The sequence below is a fragment of the Aestuariibaculum suncheonense genome, from assembly GCF_014596935.1.
GTDB classification, from domain to species: domain Bacteria; phylum Bacteroidota; class Bacteroidia; order Flavobacteriales; family Flavobacteriaceae; genus Aestuariibaculum; species Aestuariibaculum suncheonense.
This window is the reverse complement of record NZ_JACVXC010000002.1, coordinates 266,590-284,281: the sequence shown is the minus strand read 5'-3', so window position 1 is coordinate 284,281 and position 17,692 is coordinate 266,590. Positions and strand designations below refer to the sequence as shown.

The window sequence follows — 17,692 nt, the reverse complement described above, 5'->3', positions numbered from 1 at the left end:
TACAGAAATAAACTGAGAATATAAGTTTGTTTCTGTTTATATAATCGAGGCGTATTTGATTGGTTTACTTAAAATTACGAAAAAAACAGGTTAGTTGTTAATATAAGTTACTTTGTTGTTTGTCAAATTATTAGAGTATGCCATGTTTAAATATGTTTTAAATTTTTGGTTGATATGATTTTGGTAATCTTCAATTAGATTTTCTAGAGTATTACTATGGTTTTGAAATAGTTTAGAAAACCGTTGTTCCTGTTTTAAATAATCTTCTATATGTACGCTTGGAGCATTAGAGTCCAATTGAAATGGGTTTAGACCGGATTTGATACGTCTGGGGTCATGTCTGTACAATAACCATTGCCCGGATTGCACTGCTGCCTTATGATATTGACTTGGTCTGCTCATGTCGATACCGTGCGATTCACTATGGCAATAGGCTATGATTATGGATGGTCCATCGAAACTTTCAGCTTCATTAAAGGCTCTCAGTGTCTGTTCCTGACTGGCACCTATAGCAATGGAGGCAACATAAACATGGTTGTAGTTCATAGCCATACGACCTAAGTCTTTTTTCTGTTTTTTATTGCCGTTAAAAGTGAATTTAGCTTCAGCTCCAAACGGTGTTGCTTTTGAGGCTTGTCCGCCAGTATTGTCATACACTTCGTTATCCAAAACCAAAATGTTTACATTCTTACCAGAAGCCAGCACATGATCGATACCTCCATAACCAATATCGTAAGCCCAGCCATCACCACCAACAATCCAGATGCTTTTTTTTACCAATGTGTCTGCTAATGTATAAAGTGCTTGATGTTTGGGAGTTTCAGAGTGCTTTATAAGTAATTTAAGCATTTCTATGCGTGATTGTTGTTCTTGTATCTCCTTTTCATTGTCTTGTTTAGCGTTTAAAATGTCGTAAACCAATTTTAAAGGCAATTCAGGAGACAGTTGTTTTAAAAGTTGTCGGGCTTGCTGTTTCTGTTGGTCGATAGATAATTTATAACCTAAACCAAATTCGGCATTGTCTTCAAACAAAGAGTTAGCCCATGCTGGCCCTTGCCCGTTTTCATTTGTACTCCAGGGTGTTGTTGGTAGTGCGCCTCCAAAAATAGAGCTTGCTCCTGTAGCATTAGCTATTAATAATCGATCTCCATAGAGTTGAGATAATAGTTTTAAATAAGGAGCTTCACCACAACCTTTAACACCCATGGCGTATTTAAATAAAGGCTCCTGTAGTTGTTGTTGGCTTACCTTTTTTGCGTCAATTTTAGTTCGATTGAATTCAGGAATCGTTCTGAAATAATCCCAATGGGTTTTATTTGTTTTCTGTTGTTTGGCTGTTAGTGTTAAAGCTTTTGAACTACAGGCATCAACACAGTTGTTGCAACCGTTACATTGGTTTGGGTTGATTTGTATGGTATAATTCAAAAGGTCGATATTCCACTCAGGATCTGTTGTTTTGACAGCTTTAAACTGTTTGGGAGCTTTATTTAGAAAGCCCTCATCAAAAACTTTAATGCGCAGTGCGCCTTGCGGACAAGCCATACTGCAAGCTCCACATTGGGTGCATAATTCTGTATTCCAATCAGGGATAAAAGAAGAAGGTTCAATGGTATTGAATTGAGAGGTGTTTGTTGGGTAGGTGCCATCAACGGGAAGCATGCTCACAGGAATTGTATTCCCTTGATTAGACATTAGTTTGTTTAGTAAGCTTCCAGTAAAAGATAGATTTATTTCATCATTTGATGTTATGGTATTGGTGTCAATTTTATAAATATGTTGTCTTATAATCTGAATCGTATCAGTGTCTAAACATTGCTTTGTAAGTGCTAAAAAACAAGCCTGCAAAGCAGAAATATCAAGAACATTAATGATGGTTAAATGTTTAATGGTTTCAATATTGAAAATGTGTAATGCAATACGTTTTTCAATAATTTTAGTTTGAGATGCTTTTGATAATGCATTCCAGAAATTATTGTTTGTAAGTTCTGAGTTTACTAAAACGGTGCCTCCTGGTTTTATGGTTTCTAAAGCGTTATCATTTTCGATAAAATGGATGTCATCAGCAGCAATGAAATTCGCGTTGTCAATAAGGTATGGTGCTTTAATAAAGTGATTGTCTATACGTAAATGCGAAACACTTCGGGAATTTGATTTTTTGTAGTCACATTCTATGTAACCTTGAATAAAAGCATCTTTTTTGTCAGCTAAACTTTCGAGTAATTGTTTAAAGTTTTTAGCTAATGTGTTGTGTTTGGTTTCATAAAATACAGCTTGATATTCTTTATTAATCGAAAGCGGTTCTTTTAAATCCAGATTTAAATAAGTGATGTCATCGTCAATACCTATTGTAAAATGGTTTTTAGGTTGATGTTGTTTTATGTTTTCAAAGATAGTTTTCACCATAGTAGGCGTAAATGCTTTTGAAGATAGGCCATAACGACCACCAACTATTTGAGGTAAATGCGGGATTGTTTTAGTTTGATAAGCTTCAGTTAGTGTTTGTAATACATCTAAATATAAGGGTTCGCCGGTAGAACCGGGTTCTTTGGTTCGGTCTAAAACGGCTACAGATTTGCAAGTTTTTGGTAAGACTTTAATAAGGTGTTTGGTGCTAAACGGACGATATAAGCGTACTTTAATTAATCCTAATTTTTCACCTTTTTGGTTTAAATGCAGAATTGTTTTTTCAATGGTTTCAACAGAAGAAGCCATAGATATGATTATGAATTCGGCCTCTGGATGTCCCACATAATCGAATAGATGGTAAGATCTTCCAGTTAAGGTTTCAAAAGTATTCATGACATTTTGAACATGCTCAGGACAGGCGTTGTAAAATGGGTTGGTGGCTTCTCGACTTTGAAAAAACACATCAGCACCTTGAGAAGTGCCTTTAATGGTTGGTTTATTCGGATTTAAAGCAAGCTCACGATGATTTTGAATTGTTTTTAAAGGCATTAATTGTTCAATAGTTTCGTCTGAAATGGTTTCAATTTTTGAAATTTCGTGAGAGGTTCTGAATCCATCAAAAAAATGGATGAAAGGAATGCGGCTTTTCAAGCTAGCCACTTGAGCTATAAGAGCAAAATCCTGAGCTTCCTGAACAGAAGCACTGGCTAACATGGCGTATCCAGACTGTCTAACAGCCATCACATCACTGTGATCACCAAATACAGAAAGGGCATGTGTCGCAACACTTCGGGTCGCTACATGAATAACATTAGGTGTAAGTTCTCCTGCTATTTTGTATAAGTTGGGTAGCATAAGCAGTAACCCTTGTGATGCTGTAAATGTTGATGATAAAGCCCCTGTAATTAAAGCGCCATGCATGGCACCGGCAACACCGGCCTCACTTTGCATTTGATAAATACTAGGAGTTGTGCCCTGAAAGTTTCTTTTATGTTCAGCAGCCCATTGTTCCACCAGTTCACTCATTTCCGAAGCAGGCGTAATCGGATAGATAGGCATCACTTCATTCGTTTTGAAAGCGATATTTGCAACGGCCTGGTTGGCATTTAGGATGCTGTATTTTAAAGTTTTCATGTTGTGGTTAAAAATTAAGTGATAAAAAAATGGCCACCAGTTGGTTTTTGGTAGCCATTTTTTGGTTGGCCTATTGTTTTATAATTTCTATTTTAACAGGCGTTGGATTGGTAAGCATGTCGAATACCGGAGAGAATTTCGCTAAGTTTTCAAGCTGTTCGGCTGTAGCATCAGATTTTACTTTTAAGGTAAAAGTGATACCGTCGAAACCTTTTCTAACTTCAGGATCTAAGCCCAGAAATCCGTGTAAATCCACACCACCTTTTAAAGAAGATTCAGCACCTTCAATGGTAATGCCGTGAGCTGCTGCATGGTAAACCATTGCTCCGGTTAAACAGGAACCTAAAGCATGTAACACAACTTCTGGTGGGGTCGCAGCGGTATCGTTACCTAATAACACATTTGGGTGATCGCATTCCATGTTAAAGGATTCGTCGCGAGTCATGTCTTGTCCTACTCCATAATATTCTTTGATGCTGGTTACACAATGTCCGCCGTCAATCCAGTTGGTTTTGGCTTTGAATTCGAATTTAGCTAATTCAGGATTTTGTTGAACTGCACCAATAGTTTCTACTAATTGATCTACGTTTACTCCGTTTTTTACATTTGCTGTTGTAATCATGTTTTCTAAAATTTAATTGATTAATTTGATTAATTGATTCGTTGTCATAGTAAATGCATTTGCCGTGCCAGACTTTTTATATTGCTGTAAATCAGTGTTTTATATATTTTAAAGACATGAAGTTAACTCACTGAAAATCGTATATTTACGATATTTCGTTAGTGTATTTACGATATTTCGTGAATTTAGATAGGGCGTTCTATGCCAAAGGCTTTCATTTTTGAAGCCAGAGTAGTTGGTGGAATTTTTAAAAGCGCAGCAGCGCCGTTAGCGCCAGATATCTTCCATTTAGTTTGTTTGAGTGCTTTAAGAATATTGTTTTTTTCTAATGCAGATAATTCTTCGGCTGTATAGATTTTATCCTGTATTGTCGTTGGTTTGTTTATTATGCTTTCGTCATGAAGTTGGTTTGGAACAACATTATGTAGGTTTAGATGGCCTTTTGATACAATAACGGCACGTTCAATTAAATTTTGAAGCTCACGAACATTTCCCGGCCAGTTATAGTTTTGCAATAGACTTTTGTCGGTTTCAGATAAGGCTATTGCAGGTTTGCCCATTTTTTTAGAAAACTGTTTAATCATTTCCTGAGCAATTAAACAGACATCTTCACCACGATCTCTAAGCGCAGGGACTTCTATAGGAAAGACATTAAGACGGTAATATAAATCTTCTCTAAATTTACCTTCCTTGGCAAAAGTTTTCAGATTTCGGTGTGTAGCTGCAATAATACGAACATCAACCTTAATGGTTTCAGAGCTTCCTACCGGATCGAATTCACCTTCCTGAATGATGCGTAAAAGTTTCGGTTGAAGTTCCAGAGGCATTTCACCAATTTCATCTAAAAAAATAGTACCCTTATCGGCTAATAAGAATCGGCCTTTTCTACTAGATGTGGCTCCGGTAAAGGCCCCTTTTTCATGACCAAACAATTCACTTTCTATGAGATTGACCGGAATAGCTCCACAGTTGATTTTGATAAGCGGTTTGTCGCTGCGGTCACTTGCTTTGTGTATAGCTCTGGCAACGAGTTCTTTTCCTGTTCCGGTTTCCCCTTGAATAAGCACCGTAGCATTGGTTTTTGCGACCTGATGAATGAGTCCTAAAGCTGTTTTCATGCTTTGGTCTTCGGCAATGATGCCATAGCCACTGGTAAGTTCTTCTATTTCTTCTTCAAGGTATTGTGTTTGATTGGTAAGTTGATTGATTTTATTTTCAGCCTGTATACGGTCTTCGGTATTTCTTAAAATTAACGTGTAGTACGAGTCATTCTCTACACCATATTTACTAATAGTACCTTCGTTTAAGGTTTCTGTATTTTTAGAACCAATGACTTTAATAATTTGGGGAAGATACTGGTTTATGGTATTAGTATGTATTTCATTATTGACTAGGGTTTCAATAAAATCGGCGCTATCATCATCAAAAAAGAACAGGACGTTGCGTTGTAAAACGTCATCATTTTCCAATATTTTGTTTGCAGAGGGATTGGTTAAAATGATTTTGAAATTCTGATTAAACATAATAATGGCATCCATTGCGCCATTGATGAGTCCGCTCATTTTAGAATGTGCAATTTCAATATCCTTTTTAGAACTTGCCAGTCGCTCCTGAATAATGTCCAGTTCACGATGTCGTTTTATTAAAACAGATAAAATACCATTGGCGAAACCTGTATCTGTTTTGATTAAGTTGACAAAATTTTTACGATCTATAATTAAGACATTTGTTTTTTCAACCGTCGTCACCGATGCCGATCGCCTTTGGTCATCTATTAAGGCATATTCTCCAAAACATTCACCTGCTTTAAGAAAACAATAAATATGGCTGCCTTCATGTACCTTAACATGGCCTTCAAGAATAACATACATGGAATCGCCAACGTCTCCTTTTTTTAAAATGCTTTCGTTTTTCCCGAAGGTCTCGGTTTTTGAGGTTTTACAAAGTTTATCTAACGAAGGTCTGGAGACTTCGGTAAAAAAGGGAACACCTGTGAGAAATTCAGAAACATTATGATTAAAAATGTCAGGCATATCGGTGTGATTACTTCCATAAATATAAATAAATATCGTTTAGGATCTTGTAAATTAAGTAATTAAGTGAAATGCATTGTTTTTGGTGATAATGTTTTAAATTAGTAAAAGAAACTTTTTTCAATGATATAACATGTCACAAACCAGACAGCTTGTTGCTATAATGTTTACCGATATTGAAGGGTATACAGCCTTAATGCAAAAGGATGAAAAGCAAGCTGTGCTTATTCGTCAAAAGCATCGAGACATTTTTAATAGGTCTACAACAGAATGTGGTGGAGAATTAATTCAGTATTATGGTGATGGCACTTTAAGCGTTTTTAAAAGTTCTATTTCTGCAGTCAACTGCGCGATAAAAATGCAACACTGTTTTCAGCAGGACCCTGTTATTCCGGTACGAATAGGCTTGCATTTAGGCGATATTATTAGAACCGAAACCGATGTGATTGGAGATGCCGTAAATATTGCTTCAAGGATAGAATCATTAGCCGTTCCCGGAAGTATTTTAATTTCAGATAAGATTAATGATGATTTAAGAAATCAAACAGAGTTTGAAACGAAATATTTAGATGTTTTTGAATTTAAAAATGTAAATCAAACCATGCCTGTATTTGCAGTTGCGAATGAAGGTGTTGTTGTACCGCATTTATCAGAAATTCATGGAAAAACCGAAGAACGTATAGGAAAATCGTTTAAAAGTTTTAAACGGAAAGCCGCCGTTTTGTTAGTTATACTTTTGGCGTTTATCGCAACGTTATTACTAACAAGGCCAGCAAATATAGGTAGTCATGAATTAAATGATTTAACTATAGCTGTCTTACCATTTAATAGCCTGAATCAGGATGAAAGCTCTGAAACATTCACTGATGGGGTGACCGAAGATATTATAACCCATTTGTCAAAAATTCAGCATCTTCAGGTGATTTCAAGAGCGTCGGCCATGCATTATAAAGGCACAAATAAGTCCATAAGACAAATAGCTAAGGAGCTAAATGTAAACTATATTTTAGAAGGTAGTGTGCGTGTTAATGATAATCAGGTGCGGATTAATGCAAATCTAGTTGATGCAGCCAGCAATAAGAATTTATGGGCTAACAATTATGATAATACTTTGGTGCAGATTTTTAAACTTCAAACCGATGTATCAAAGGACATAGCAAATGCCCTTAAGATTCGTTTGAGCGAAACTGAAGAATCTCGGTTGAACAATTTGCCAACTAACAATCCTGAGGCTTATAGTGTTTTTAAAGAAGGTCAGGCCTTTTTACATAGAGGAGGAGGTAAAGTTGAAGAACTTAAAAAGGCTGAGCTATTATTTAAACGTGCAACGGAATTAGATCCTAATTTTTGCAGAGCTTATGTAGGGCTTGCGGAAACCTATTTGGAATATATTTTCTGGGGAAGAGAAGCGCCGAAAGAAATGTTGGCTCAGGCTTCAATACCAGCATTAAAAGCCTTAGCAATTAATTCGAATGACGGCGCCACTTTTGGAGCTTTAGGTTCTATAAGCTATTACAAATATCAAAAGGAAACAGCAATGCTTTATCTGAAAAAGGCCATCGAAATTAACCCGAGTTATGTTATAGCTTATGATAAACTGGCATGGATTTATACTTTCGAGGGTAATGTAAAGCTTATGGAAGAGCATTTTAATAAAGTGATAAAACTTGATCCTTTATCTACAAAGTATATTGGAGATATGGCACAGGCATATTATTACTTGGGGGAATTTCAAAAGGGAGTAGATAAAATGGATGAATATTTAAAGTCATTTCCGGGCAACAATATGTTAGTCTGGATGAAAGCCTCCAATTTATCTGGTTTAGGAAAATATGAGGAAGCTATAGAGCTTTTTACTTCCCGAAGTGTTGCCTCCAATACCAACTGGATGCTTGGGTATTGTTATGGCATGATTGGAGAACAAGAAAAGGCTCGAGAAATACTTGAATTTCAGCTTAATAAGAAAAAAATGGTCTATGTGCCTCCATTTATGATTGCCACTATTTACATGGGTTTAGGTGATATAAAGAATACCTTAGATTGGTTAGAAAAAGATTTTGAAGTGGGAGGTCAAGGTTTGTTCTTTTGGGGTTTGAAGCAGGATGTTAAGTTTAAACCTTTAATGAATGAACCTCGATTTCAGGCTTTATTGAATAAGATTAATTAAACCTCAAAAGAATAAAAGCACAACCTAAAATTTCGATTGTGCTTTTACTTGACTAATTTAAAAATGAAATTAAATAAACTTACCATTACTATCGACTTTCAAAGATTTTGTATTTCCGTTAGCATCAATTTTTACTTTATAAATTTTGTTTGTTCCTGAATTTTCATTGTATGAAACAACATAAGTATTTGTTTTGATAATAGCTCCGGGATATACATCGTTAATAGCATCTAAAACTACACGAGGAAGTCTAATATTTTTAAAGCGTTCTAAAGATTTAACTAAATTACCATCAGTGTCAAAAACAGCTGTAATCACCCCGTCTTTTTTATCGCCTTCTTTAAAATCAATTTTATAAGTTGTTAATTTTTCGTCATAAAAACTTTGTTTTGTAACATCATAATTAGCAACAAGGGTCTCTAAAGAACTAATACGGTCACAATCTGACGATAACGAAACAGCATCATGATAAGCATCATTTAAATGATTTTTTGTGGTTTTAGGAGAAGATGCTTTTTCTTTTACAGATTCAAAAATGTAATTATCATTAATCATGAAATTGTCACTTAAGATAACTCTAAGATTTTCTTCAAAACTTGCATTCTTGTTAGATCGAGAAAAATTAGGTTCTCTTTCTCGTAATATTTTATGAACGTTTATTTCTTTTTCCATTGTTTCAGGGGAAGTTTTGAGATATAATTCACCGTCAATAGTCAAATAAAGAGGATGACGCTCGTCCTCAATTTGTGAATAACTTAGGTTGACAAATCCTAATAGTATTATAGCCAATAAAAAATTTTTCATGATAATAGATTTTAATTAAACAGTTTGCTATTACTATTATTCAGGGAGAAAAATTTTGTTTTATAAAATTAACCGGTTTATAGAGCGGCTTATGCTACCTGAGTAGCACTTTTGTAAGTTTTAATAAAGTTTTAACATTTTGAAAATTAGGAGTTATTGAGCTTGTCTAATAACAAAGACATGTTCTTAATTTCTATGTTTTTGTTCTTAATATCAATAATGCCTTCTTTTTTAAAAATCTGTATTTGCCGATTTAATACAGCTCGAGTAGTGCCTATAAGCTGTGCTAACTCTTTATGCGGTAAATCGTTAATTTTTTCTATTTGTTTAGAAGATGTATTCATGTTATTAATTAATAGCCTAGCAAGTTTGGTAGAGGTATCATCTATTGAGGCACTGGTTGCATATTCTTCTAGATCTTTGAGTTTTGCAAGTGTATAATGAAGTAAAGATTTGTAAAATTTAGGATTGTCTAGCATCCAACGTTCTAATAAAAGCGAATTGGTAGTCAAAATATCGGCATTGCTTAACGTTTCGTAATACACTTTATGTCGCGAAAAGTTTAATAATCGGGAAACGTCAAAAACATCGTGTTTAACTAATAAAAAAAGCGTAATTTTTCGGTCTTTAGATTTGTTATAGTAATAGAGTTTTAGTTTTCCGGCTATGATGATATAAAAATTATAAAGCGTACTGTCCCCATCAAATAAACAGGTATTCTTGGGCCATTTTTTTACAGATGAAATTTTAAGAAAAGTATGTATCTCTTCCTCTGAAATCTCTTTAAATAAAGGATTTTCTTTCAAAATAGGGATGATGTAATCTTTATTTTCTTTGGCCATGCTAGGAAACAATTAATGCTAATAAAGATTATTAAGGAGGAGCTAAGGCCTCAGGATGTATAAATTTAAGCATTTTTAATTTATTAACCCTATTTTTTTGATTAGAATTGTTTTAATAAGCGTTTTAAATAAGATACTTTTGGGGTCTAAAACTTGATGTATTCATGGACTTTTCAGAAAAACTAAAATCAACATACGAACCCAATAGATTGGCAGTGAAATTAAATGCTAAAGGCGAACAGTTTGTTATGAAAGGGCATCCGTGGGTGTTTTCTAATAATATTATTAAGATAAAGGATAATGCCAAGTCAGGAGATTTGGCTATTATTTTTGGGAAGAATAAAAATAAGGTGATTGGTTTGGGATTGTATGATGCTAATTCGCCTATAAGAATCAAGATGTTGCATCATGGTTTTGAAAAAGAAGAAATTAACCAAGCATTTTTTCATAATAAAATTGAAGGAGCTTTCGCTAAGCGTTATAAGTTACTTCAAACCAATACTAATAGCTACCGTTTGCTATTTGGTGAAAACGATGGTTTCCCCGGTTTAATTGCCGATGTTTATGATACTGTTTTAGTCGTTAAAATCTATTCTGAAATCTGGTTGCCTTATCTCGAGAGTATTGTGCCGAGTTTACAGCAAGTGTCAGAAGCTAAAACTGTAGTGGTACGATTAAGTCGTAGTTTGGAACAGTCCAATATGCATAATCTGATGAATGGCGAAGTGGTTTTTGGAACACTGGAAAATGAAGTTGTGGAGTTTGTGGAGCACCACGTTAAGTTTTCAGCAAACGTTATTAAAGGTCACAAAACCGGTTATTTTTTAGATCATCGTGCCAATAGAAAGCAGGTAGGTGAGTGGAGTAAGGGCAAAACCGTACTGGATGTTTTTAGTTATGCTGGTGGATTTTCGGTGCATGCTTTGTATAATGGCGCGAAGTCTGTGACGAGTTTGGATATTAGTAAACAGGCTTTGGAAATTGCAGTTGAAAACGGGAAATTAAACGACTATTCAGGAGAACACAACATCATTGCCGGTGATGCTTTTGAAGAGTTACAGAGACTTATTGATAATAAAGTCACTTTTGATGTGGTAGTTATCGATCCTCCTAGTTTTGCTAAACAAGCATCAGAAATTGAATTAGCAAAGAAAAAATATGCGCAGTTAGCAGAATTAGGTGAGAAACTAACGGCTAAAAAAGGATTATTGGTATTGGCATCTTGTTCATCACGAGTTACTGCCCAAGCCTTTTTTGATATCAATCAACAGGTATTAAGTTCGGTAAAGCGTTCGTATACTATAAAGCTAAAAACCTATCACGATATCGATCATCCCGTTGCTTTTGAAGAAGGTGCTTATCTAAAATGTGGGTATTATCAATTTTAATATTCAGAATCTTTTAAGTGTTATGCATGCATAATATTTGGTATATTTGTTGAAATTCGTTTTAAGATGTCAACTAAACTTACCGAACTTCTCGATATAAAACACCCCATTATTCAGGCACCTATGTTTCTGGTGTCCAATACAGCAATGGTTAAGGCTGCCATGGCTGAAGGTATAGCAGGGTGTATTCCAGCATTAAATTATAGAACACTGGAGGAATTAAAATTAGCTATTCAGGAGTTGAAAGCAGCCAAACCAAAAGGAGGTTCTTTCGGTTTTAATTTAATCGTTAATAAATCGAATATCAAATTTAAAGAACAATTACGAATTCTTTGTGAAGAGGGATGTGATTTTATTATTACCTCTTTGGGCAGCCCAGAAGAAACCATTAACGAAGCGCACAAAGCAGGAATAAAAGTGTTCTGTGATGTGGTAGATTTAAAATATGCAAAAAAAGTAGAAGCTTTGGGTGCCGATGCTGTTATTGCTGTTAATAATGAAGCGGGAGGACATCGTGGCGATTTATCACCTGAAGAACTTATAAATTTGTTAACAGCCCAATGTAAAATCCCTGTGATTTCAGCTGGAGGGGTAGGATGTAAAGCTGATGTGGATAAGATACTGAATTATGGTGCAGCAGGCGTGTCGGTTGGAAGCCCGTTTATTGCTTCAGTAGAAGCTAATGTCACTTATGAATATAAACAGGCATGTGTAGATTATGGTGCCGATGATATTGTCATGACTGAACGTATTTCCGGAACACCATGTACGGTAATTAATACGCCTTATGTTAAAAAAATAGGAACGAAGACGACCTGGTTAGAATCGGTTTTAAATCGACATAAAAGACTGAAAAAGTGGGTGAAAATGATTCGTTTTTCCATAGGAATGAATGCTACTAAAAATGCAGCTACCAAAGCCACGTATAAAACAGTTTGGGTTGCAGGCCCAAGTATAAAACATACCACCGAAATTTTGCCAGTTTCTTCAATTGTCAAGCGATTAATCGAGTAGCCTTCTTATTTCCTAATGAATTATTTTAACTATGTTTGTTTAAACGATGAAAGAAAATAAAATGAAACATAGAAATTTAGGACGAAACGGTTTTCAGGTTAGTGAAGTCGGACTGGGATGTTGGCAATTGGGAGCCGATTGGGGACAAGATTTGTCAAAAGAAAAGGCATTTGAAATTTTAGAAGAAGCAGTAAACAATGGTATTACCTTTTTCGATACTGCGGATGTATACGGTAACGGAAAGAGCGAAGCTTTAATTGGGGAGTTTTTAAAAACTTGTGAAACTCCTGTTCGAGTTGCTACTAAATTTGGACGTGCCGGGAATGCTTATCCTGACAAATATACCAAAGATATTTTACGTCAAACGGTAGAAGGTTCGTTAGATCGATTAGGTGTTGATAGTTTAGATCTTTTACAATTACACTGTATACCAACTCAGTATTTGAAAGATGGAGAAGTTTTTGGCTGGTTGCGAGATTTACAGCAGGAAGGATTAATTAAACATTTTGGTGCCAGCGTAGAAACGGTTGAAGAAGGCTTAATCTGTTTAGAGCAGGATGGTTTGTTATCGCTTCAGGTGATTTTCAATATTTTCCGTCAGAAATTAGTGAACGAATTATTACCACAAGCTCAGGATAAAGGTGTTGGCATTATTGTTCGATTACCTTTGGCAAGTGGTTTGCTTACGGGTAAATTTAGTACAACTACCAATTTTGCTGAAGATGATCACAGAAATTTTAACCGTGACGGACAAGCATTTAACGTTGGTGAAACCTTTGCTGGCTTGCCTTTTGAGAAAGGACTGGAGTTTATTGACGCTATTAAAAACAATATCCTACCAGATGATTTAACTATGGTGCAATTAGCCTTACGTTGGATTTTAGATCACGAGGCTGTTAGTACCATTATACCTGGGGCAAGTTCTAAACAGCAGGTTTTTGGTAATGCAGCGGTTTCAGATATTAAAGCATTACCTCCAGAAGTGCATCAGGCCTTAACGCAATTGTATAAGGAAAAAGTACATGAACATATTCGTGGTGGGTATTAAAATTTCAGAAGTTATATTTTAAAAATTTCGGTGCATTTGAATAGCTTTTCGGATGCACCGTATTTTTTTGTAAAAAGGCTCCGAGATACGTTAAAGCGTTTGATTTTCAGATTTTAATATATTAACTTCGTAAGGAACGTACTTAAAATAACTTCTCATGAAACACCTTTCACTTTGTTTTGCTTGTCTTTTATTCATGTTTTCTTGCAAAACCACACAGTCAACGTCTGAGGCTTTGTTCAACACCCAATGGGAATTGGAATACGTTACCGGACCTCGAATAGCTTTTGAAGCCCTTTATCCAAATAAAAAACCGCACATAACATTTAACAAAGATGAAGGAAAGGTTTTTGGGAACAATGGTTGTAACGGGTATTCGGCAGGGTATACTTTAGAAGGTCTTAAAATGTCGTTTGGAGAACCAGGGCCAACCACTTTAATGTTTTGTGAGGGTGGAGGTGAAGCTGTATTTTTAAAAACGATGAAAAAAATTGATGCCTATAGTTTCGATGCCGATGGAAAATTGAACTTAATGATGGGTAATCTTTCTATGATGCGTTTTAAAAAAGTAACACCATAAGTTATGCGTGGGCTAATATTTTCCATAGCGTTGATTAGTGTATTTTTTATTGCTTGTAAAAATCAGAATGCTAAAACTTCAGAAGTTGTAGAAGCTGAATCTGGTGAAAATTTGGATATAGAGACTGCAGAAATACCGTCTTCAGAAGTATTGCTAGGAACATATTTTAAAGCCTCAGGAACCGAACCATTTTGGGGAATGGATATCGCAGACAACAAAATAGAATTAAAAACGATGAGCGATACCATCATTACGCCTCATGTGGAGCCGGTTCGTGCCATGGATGCTAATCTAAAGCGTTATCGGGTAGTCACAGAAGCCGTGGTTTTAACAGTTCAGATTTCTAAAAATAACTGTACAAATGCCATGTCTGGAGAGGTATTTCCTTATTCGGTAACAATAGATTATAAGTACACAGGAGAAGAAAATATGCATAAACTTGAGGGCTGTGGTTACTACACGACACATTTAGAAACAGGTTGCTATGCTTATAACAATAATGGTAATGCTTTGTTGTTTCAGGTAACCGATGTGAGTCATGAGGTTTATGGGCGTTTAAAGTATAGTTACCATGAAAAAGATGAAAACATAGGAAACTTTAGAGGACGGTTATATCGCGATAAACTATTGGGAACTTTTTCATTTATTTCTGAAGGCATAGAAAGTGTTCGTGAGGTTGCTTTTTTAGTCAAGCAAGACACTTTAATTGAAGGTTTTGGTGCTTTAGATGAAACAGGAACAGCTTTTAAATTTAGAGATAGTATTGAATTTACTTCTAAAACCCCAATGGTAAAAACAGATTGTAAATAACATTTATTTTTAATCTATTATGAAAACACGGTTGGCTTGCAGTATTGCTATATTAGCCTGGTTTGCAGTAATCATGCAATTTGTTTTGATGCTGATGAACAAGACAATGTCTTCAGCTGAAACTATTGTTCGGTTTTTTAGTTATTTTACTATTTTAACAAACACTATGGTTGCACTTTTTTTTACAGCGAAGACCTTAAAAGTAGAAAAAGTAGATTATCACACGTGGTTAACGCCGATTGCTGTGTATATAACTGTAGTTTGTGTCGTATATCAGGTGTTATTACGACCGGTTTGGTCTCCAGAAGGCTTCCAGATTGTTATTGATGAGTTATTGCATAGTATCATACCTGTTTTAACTGTATTGTATTGGTTATTGTATGATGGCGCCAAGCATGTAATGTGGCTATTAATTCCTAAGTGGTTAATTTATCCTTTGGTGTATTTAGTTTATATTTTAATACGAGGAACTTTTTCAGGATTTTACCCGTATCCATTCATCAATGTTTTGGAAATTGGTTGGCAACAAACCTTAATTAACAGTTTTTTAATGTGTTTGCTGTTTTTAATGTTGTTCTCTATGTTTATTGGTTTAGGGCAGCGTTTAAAGTTGGGCCATTATAGCTGATTTATTTCAGGCCATTCTTCTTTTAAAATACCGTAATAGTAAGAACTGCGTTTAAACCCGTCGAGCATTAAAACATCTTTTCGTAAAATACCTGCTAATGTCGCTCCTAATTTTTCTACAGCTTTTCTGGATTTTATGTTGCGTTCATCAATTGTAAAACAGACCTTATCAAAATTCAAAGTTTCAAAAGCATATTCCAGCATTAAAAATTTCATATGTGTATTGAGTCCGCTTCCTTGAAATTCATTTCCAATCCACGTTCAGCCAATGTGTAACAGTTTATTTTGCCAGTTTATTAGTCCGAAACGGGTACTTCCTGCATAAGAGTTGTCTTGTTTGTCGAAAATAATAAATGGTAATGCGGTTTTATGGTAATAGGCATCTACAGCTGTTTTTACATAGTCTTTTAAATCTTCAGGGGTGTCAATTTTACTAGGAGAATATTTAACAAGGTTAGGTTGCTGCGCAATTTCAATAAGGTGTTTGTAATTACTTAAATCGAGTAAACTAAGCTTTACCCGGTGGTTTTCCAAAGTAGGTGCTTTCATAATTCTTCTTAGCCTTGAATTTTTTAATTAAAGGTTAATTTTTAATAGCTTTCCTTAGGCATTTTGTATTTTTACCTGCGCTAATAAAAATACAATATAAATGCCATTATCTAAAGAAAAAGTGCTGGCTCAAGCCAATGCCATGTGTAAAAATACTTTAATGGAAACTCTGGAAATCGAAGTGATTGATTATGGCGATGATTTTTTAGTAGCACGTATGCCAGTAAACTCCAGAGTACATCAGCCAGATGGCGTGTTGCATGGTGGAGCAACAGCAGCTTTAGCTGAAAGCGTAGGGAGTTTTGCATCGCATATTTTTATAGATACCGAACAGTTTTTTGTTCGAGGTATAGAAATTTCGGCAAATCATGTTAAGAGTATTCGAGAAGGCTTTGTTTATGCAAAAGCAACATTTGTTCATAAAGGAAGAACCACACAGCTTTTAGATATCAAGGTAACCGATGAAGCGAATAACCTGATTTCGGTTTGTAAATTGTCTACCATTTCGTTACCAAAACAACGATAGTTAATGACCTTATTTGATTTTTTTACCTGTATTGAAACCCAATACAAGAATACGTTACCTTTTGTAGTTTACAGGAAACCGGGTGAATCGTCTATTTCTGCACTTTTACAAGAGGATGACTGCTTACATATTACTAAAGAATTTACCGAAAAGGGCTTTGTTTTTGCGCCTTTTGATGATGCTCAGGATGCTGTTTTGTTACCTTCAGAACAAGCTTCAAGAATTGTATGTTCAGATTACGAAGTGATTCCTGTTCAGTTACATGGAAAACCCTTATCGGTTGTAAATAATGAACAAAAAGCGTTTCATATAAATCTGGTTAATAAAGGTGTTAAAGCCATTCAAGCGTCGGAATTTCAAAAAGTGGTATTGTCGAGACAGGAAGAAGTTGAAGTCAAAGGGAGCAATCCGATCGAGATTTTTAAAAACCTTCTGAATCATTATTCGTTAGCTTTTGTGTATTGCTTGTATCATCCTAAAGTCGGATTATGGTTAGGTGCAACTCCGGAAACTTTAATAAAAATTGAAGGTCCGCAGTTTTCTATCATGTCTTTAGCAGGAACGCAGGAATACAATGGAACACTTGATGTAACCTGGCAAGAAAAGGAAAAAGAAGAACAGCAGTTTGTAACCGATTTTATAATAGATAGTATTAAACCTTCGGTCGATTACTTAAGAGTTTCAGAAACCGAAACGGTAAAGGCTGGAAACCTGGTGCATTTACGCACTTTAATATCCGCACGATTGGTAGCTAATTCATCTTTGAAAGAGGTTATTTCCATAATACATCCCACACCAGCGGTATGCGGGTTGCCCAAGCAGGCTTCAAAAGATTTCATTTTAGAACATGAAAACTATAATCGAGAATTTTACACCGGTTTTTTAGGAGAGTTAAATATGGAAACGGTTGCAAAACCGCGATCTGGGGCGAGAAATATAGAAAACAGAGCCTATGCCATGCCTAAAAAAAGTACACAATTGTATGTGAATTTACGTTGCATGCAAATTAAGAATCATACAGCAATCATCTATGTTGGTGGCGGAATAACAGCACATTCTCATTCCGAAAGCGAATGGGAGGAAACCGTATCGAAATCGAAGGTGATGAAAAATGTACTCTAATTAGGGTATTTGCTTCGCTA

General features: G+C 35.4%; 16 protein-coding genes. 9 read left to right on the top strand and 7 right to left on the bottom strand.

Annotation, left to right across the window (positions count from 1 at the left end; genetic code table 11):
- Positions 1-90: 90 nt before the first annotated feature.
- The 3 genes from ICJ84_RS06840 to ICJ84_RS17065 all read right to left on the bottom strand — a co-directional run bounded on the left by ICJ84_RS06840 (position 91) and on the right by ICJ84_RS17065 (position 6,195).
- A complete protein-coding gene (locus tag ICJ84_RS06840) occupies positions 91-3,540 on the bottom strand; it encodes a 4Fe-4S binding protein (RefSeq protein ID WP_188215630.1) in 3,450 nt (1,149 codons plus the stop codon).
- Between the two features lie 70 nt (positions 3,541-3,610).
- A complete protein-coding gene (locus ICJ84_RS06835) occupies positions 3,611-4,162 on the bottom strand; it encodes an OsmC family protein (RefSeq protein WP_188215629.1) in 552 nt (183 codons plus the stop codon).
- Between the two features lie 185 nt (positions 4,163-4,347).
- Positions 4,348-6,195: a sigma 54-interacting transcriptional regulator gene (locus ICJ84_RS17065; RefSeq protein ID WP_188215628.1), complete on the bottom strand. Its 1,848-nt coding sequence runs from the start codon at positions 6,193-6,195 to the stop codon at positions 4,348-4,350.
- A gap of 133 nt (positions 6,196-6,328) precedes the next feature.
- On the opposite strand from ICJ84_RS17065, the gene ICJ84_RS06825 reads away from it, so the two are divergent.
- Entirely contained in the window at positions 6,329-8,362 is a 2,034-nt protein-coding gene (locus ICJ84_RS06825) for an adenylate/guanylate cyclase domain-containing protein (protein ID WP_188215627.1), read from the top strand.
- Between the two features lie 69 nt (positions 8,363-8,431).
- Here ICJ84_RS06825 and ICJ84_RS06820 read toward each other — a convergent pair whose 3' ends face one another.
- Positions 8,432-9,166 (bottom strand): hypothetical protein, encoded by a 735-nt coding sequence (locus tag ICJ84_RS06820; protein WP_188215626.1) that lies wholly within the window; start codon positions 9,164-9,166, stop codon positions 8,432-8,434.
- Positions 9,167-9,312: 146 nt separating this feature from the next.
- Positions 9,313-10,008, bottom strand: a complete 696-nt coding sequence (locus ICJ84_RS06815) for a Crp/Fnr family transcriptional regulator (RefSeq protein WP_188215625.1) — start codon at positions 10,006-10,008, stop codon at positions 9,313-9,315.
- Positions 10,009-10,172: 164 nt separating this feature from the next.
- Between ICJ84_RS06815 and ICJ84_RS06810 the strand changes: the two genes are divergently transcribed.
- The 6 genes from ICJ84_RS06810 to ICJ84_RS06785 all read left to right on the top strand — a co-directional run bounded on the left by ICJ84_RS06810 (position 10,173) and on the right by ICJ84_RS06785 (position 15,476).
- Positions 10,173-11,396: a class I SAM-dependent rRNA methyltransferase gene (locus ICJ84_RS06810; protein WP_188215624.1), complete on the top strand. Its 1,224-nt coding sequence runs from the start codon at positions 10,173-10,175 to the stop codon at positions 11,394-11,396.
- 66 nt (positions 11,397-11,462) lie between these two features.
- Complete coding sequence (locus tag ICJ84_RS06805; protein WP_188215623.1) at positions 11,463-12,410, top strand: NAD(P)H-dependent flavin oxidoreductase; 948 nt, start codon at positions 11,463-11,465, stop codon at positions 12,408-12,410.
- A 46-nt stretch (positions 12,411-12,456) separates the two neighbouring features.
- Positions 12,457-13,458: an aldo/keto reductase gene (locus ICJ84_RS06800; protein ID WP_241748716.1), complete on the top strand. Its 1,002-nt coding sequence runs from the start codon at positions 12,457-12,459 to the stop codon at positions 13,456-13,458.
- Between the two features lie 157 nt (positions 13,459-13,615).
- The gene (locus tag ICJ84_RS06795) at positions 13,616-14,038 is read left to right on the top strand and encodes an META domain-containing protein (protein ID WP_188215622.1); all 423 of its coding nucleotides are present in this window, start codon (positions 13,616-13,618) and stop codon (positions 14,036-14,038) included.
- A gap of 3 nt (positions 14,039-14,041) precedes the next feature.
- Complete coding sequence (locus tag ICJ84_RS06790) at positions 14,042-14,848, top strand: COG3650 family protein (protein WP_188215621.1); 807 nt, start codon at positions 14,042-14,044, stop codon at positions 14,846-14,848.
- A 19-nt stretch (positions 14,849-14,867) separates the two neighbouring features.
- Positions 14,868-15,476 carry a Pr6Pr family membrane protein gene (locus tag ICJ84_RS06785; protein ID WP_188215620.1) on the top strand — a complete coding sequence of 203 codons (609 nt, stop codon included), beginning with the start codon at positions 14,868-14,870 and terminating at the stop codon, positions 15,474-15,476.
- Here the strand turns inward: ICJ84_RS06785 and ICJ84_RS17095 are convergent.
- Positions 15,467-15,730, bottom strand: a complete 264-nt coding sequence (locus ICJ84_RS17095) for a GNAT family N-acetyltransferase (RefSeq protein WP_317173662.1) — start codon at positions 15,728-15,730, stop codon at positions 15,467-15,469. The two genes, ICJ84_RS06785 and ICJ84_RS17095, sit on opposite strands and share 10 nt — an antisense overlap.
- 6 nt (positions 15,731-15,736) lie before the next feature.
- Complete coding sequence (locus ICJ84_RS17090) at positions 15,737-16,024, bottom strand: GNAT family N-acetyltransferase (protein ID WP_317173660.1); 288 nt, start codon at positions 16,022-16,024, stop codon at positions 15,737-15,739.
- Between the two features lie 100 nt (positions 16,025-16,124).
- Between ICJ84_RS17090 and ICJ84_RS06775 the strand changes: the two genes are divergently transcribed.
- Positions 16,125-16,550, top strand: coding sequence for a PaaI family thioesterase (locus tag ICJ84_RS06775; RefSeq protein ID WP_188215619.1), 426 nt, complete (start codon positions 16,125-16,127; stop codon positions 16,548-16,550).
- 3 nt (positions 16,551-16,553) lie between these two features.
- Positions 16,554-17,672: a chorismate-binding protein gene (locus ICJ84_RS06770; protein WP_188215618.1), complete on the top strand. Its 1,119-nt coding sequence runs from the start codon at positions 16,554-16,556 to the stop codon at positions 17,670-17,672.
- Positions 17,673-17,692: the final 20 nt, after the last annotated feature.

Bases quoted from the DNA above. Each gene is read 5' to 3' on its own strand.
- ICJ84_RS06840 (WP_188215630.1), bottom strand. From the start codon at position 3,540: ATGAAAACTTTAAAATACAGCATCCTAAATGCCAACCAGGCCGTTGCA.
- ICJ84_RS06835 (WP_188215629.1), bottom strand. From the start codon at position 4,162: ATGATTACAACAGCAAATGTAAAAAACGGAGTAAACGTAGATCAATTA.
- ICJ84_RS17065 (WP_188215628.1), bottom strand. From the start codon at position 6,195: ATGCCTGACATTTTTAATCATAATGTTTCTGAATTTCTCACAGGTGTT.
- ICJ84_RS06825 (WP_188215627.1), top strand. From the start codon at position 6,329: ATGTCACAAACCAGACAGCTTGTTGCTATAATGTTTACCGATATTGAA.
- ICJ84_RS06820 (WP_188215626.1), bottom strand. From the start codon at position 9,166: ATGAAAAATTTTTTATTGGCTATAATACTATTAGGATTTGTCAACCTA.
- ICJ84_RS06815 (WP_188215625.1), bottom strand. From the start codon at position 10,008: ATGGCCAAAGAAAATAAAGATTACATCATCCCTATTTTGAAAGAAAAT.
- ICJ84_RS06810 (WP_188215624.1), top strand. From the start codon at position 10,173: ATGGACTTTTCAGAAAAACTAAAATCAACATACGAACCCAATAGATTG.
- ICJ84_RS06805 (WP_188215623.1), top strand. From the start codon at position 11,463: ATGTCAACTAAACTTACCGAACTTCTCGATATAAAACACCCCATTATT.
- ICJ84_RS06800 (WP_241748716.1), top strand. From the start codon at position 12,457: ATGAAAGAAAATAAAATGAAACATAGAAATTTAGGACGAAACGGTTTT.
- ICJ84_RS06795 (WP_188215622.1), top strand. From the start codon at position 13,616: ATGAAACACCTTTCACTTTGTTTTGCTTGTCTTTTATTCATGTTTTCT.
- ICJ84_RS06790 (WP_188215621.1), top strand. From the start codon at position 14,042: ATGCGTGGGCTAATATTTTCCATAGCGTTGATTAGTGTATTTTTTATT.
- ICJ84_RS06785 (WP_188215620.1), top strand. From the start codon at position 14,868: ATGAAAACACGGTTGGCTTGCAGTATTGCTATATTAGCCTGGTTTGCA.
- ICJ84_RS17090 (WP_317173660.1), bottom strand. From the start codon at position 16,024: ATGAAAGCACCTACTTTGGAAAACCACCGGGTAAAGCTTAGTTTACTC.
- ICJ84_RS06775 (WP_188215619.1), top strand. From the start codon at position 16,125: ATGCCATTATCTAAAGAAAAAGTGCTGGCTCAAGCCAATGCCATGTGT.
- ICJ84_RS06770 (WP_188215618.1), top strand. From the start codon at position 16,554: ATGACCTTATTTGATTTTTTTACCTGTATTGAAACCCAATACAAGAAT.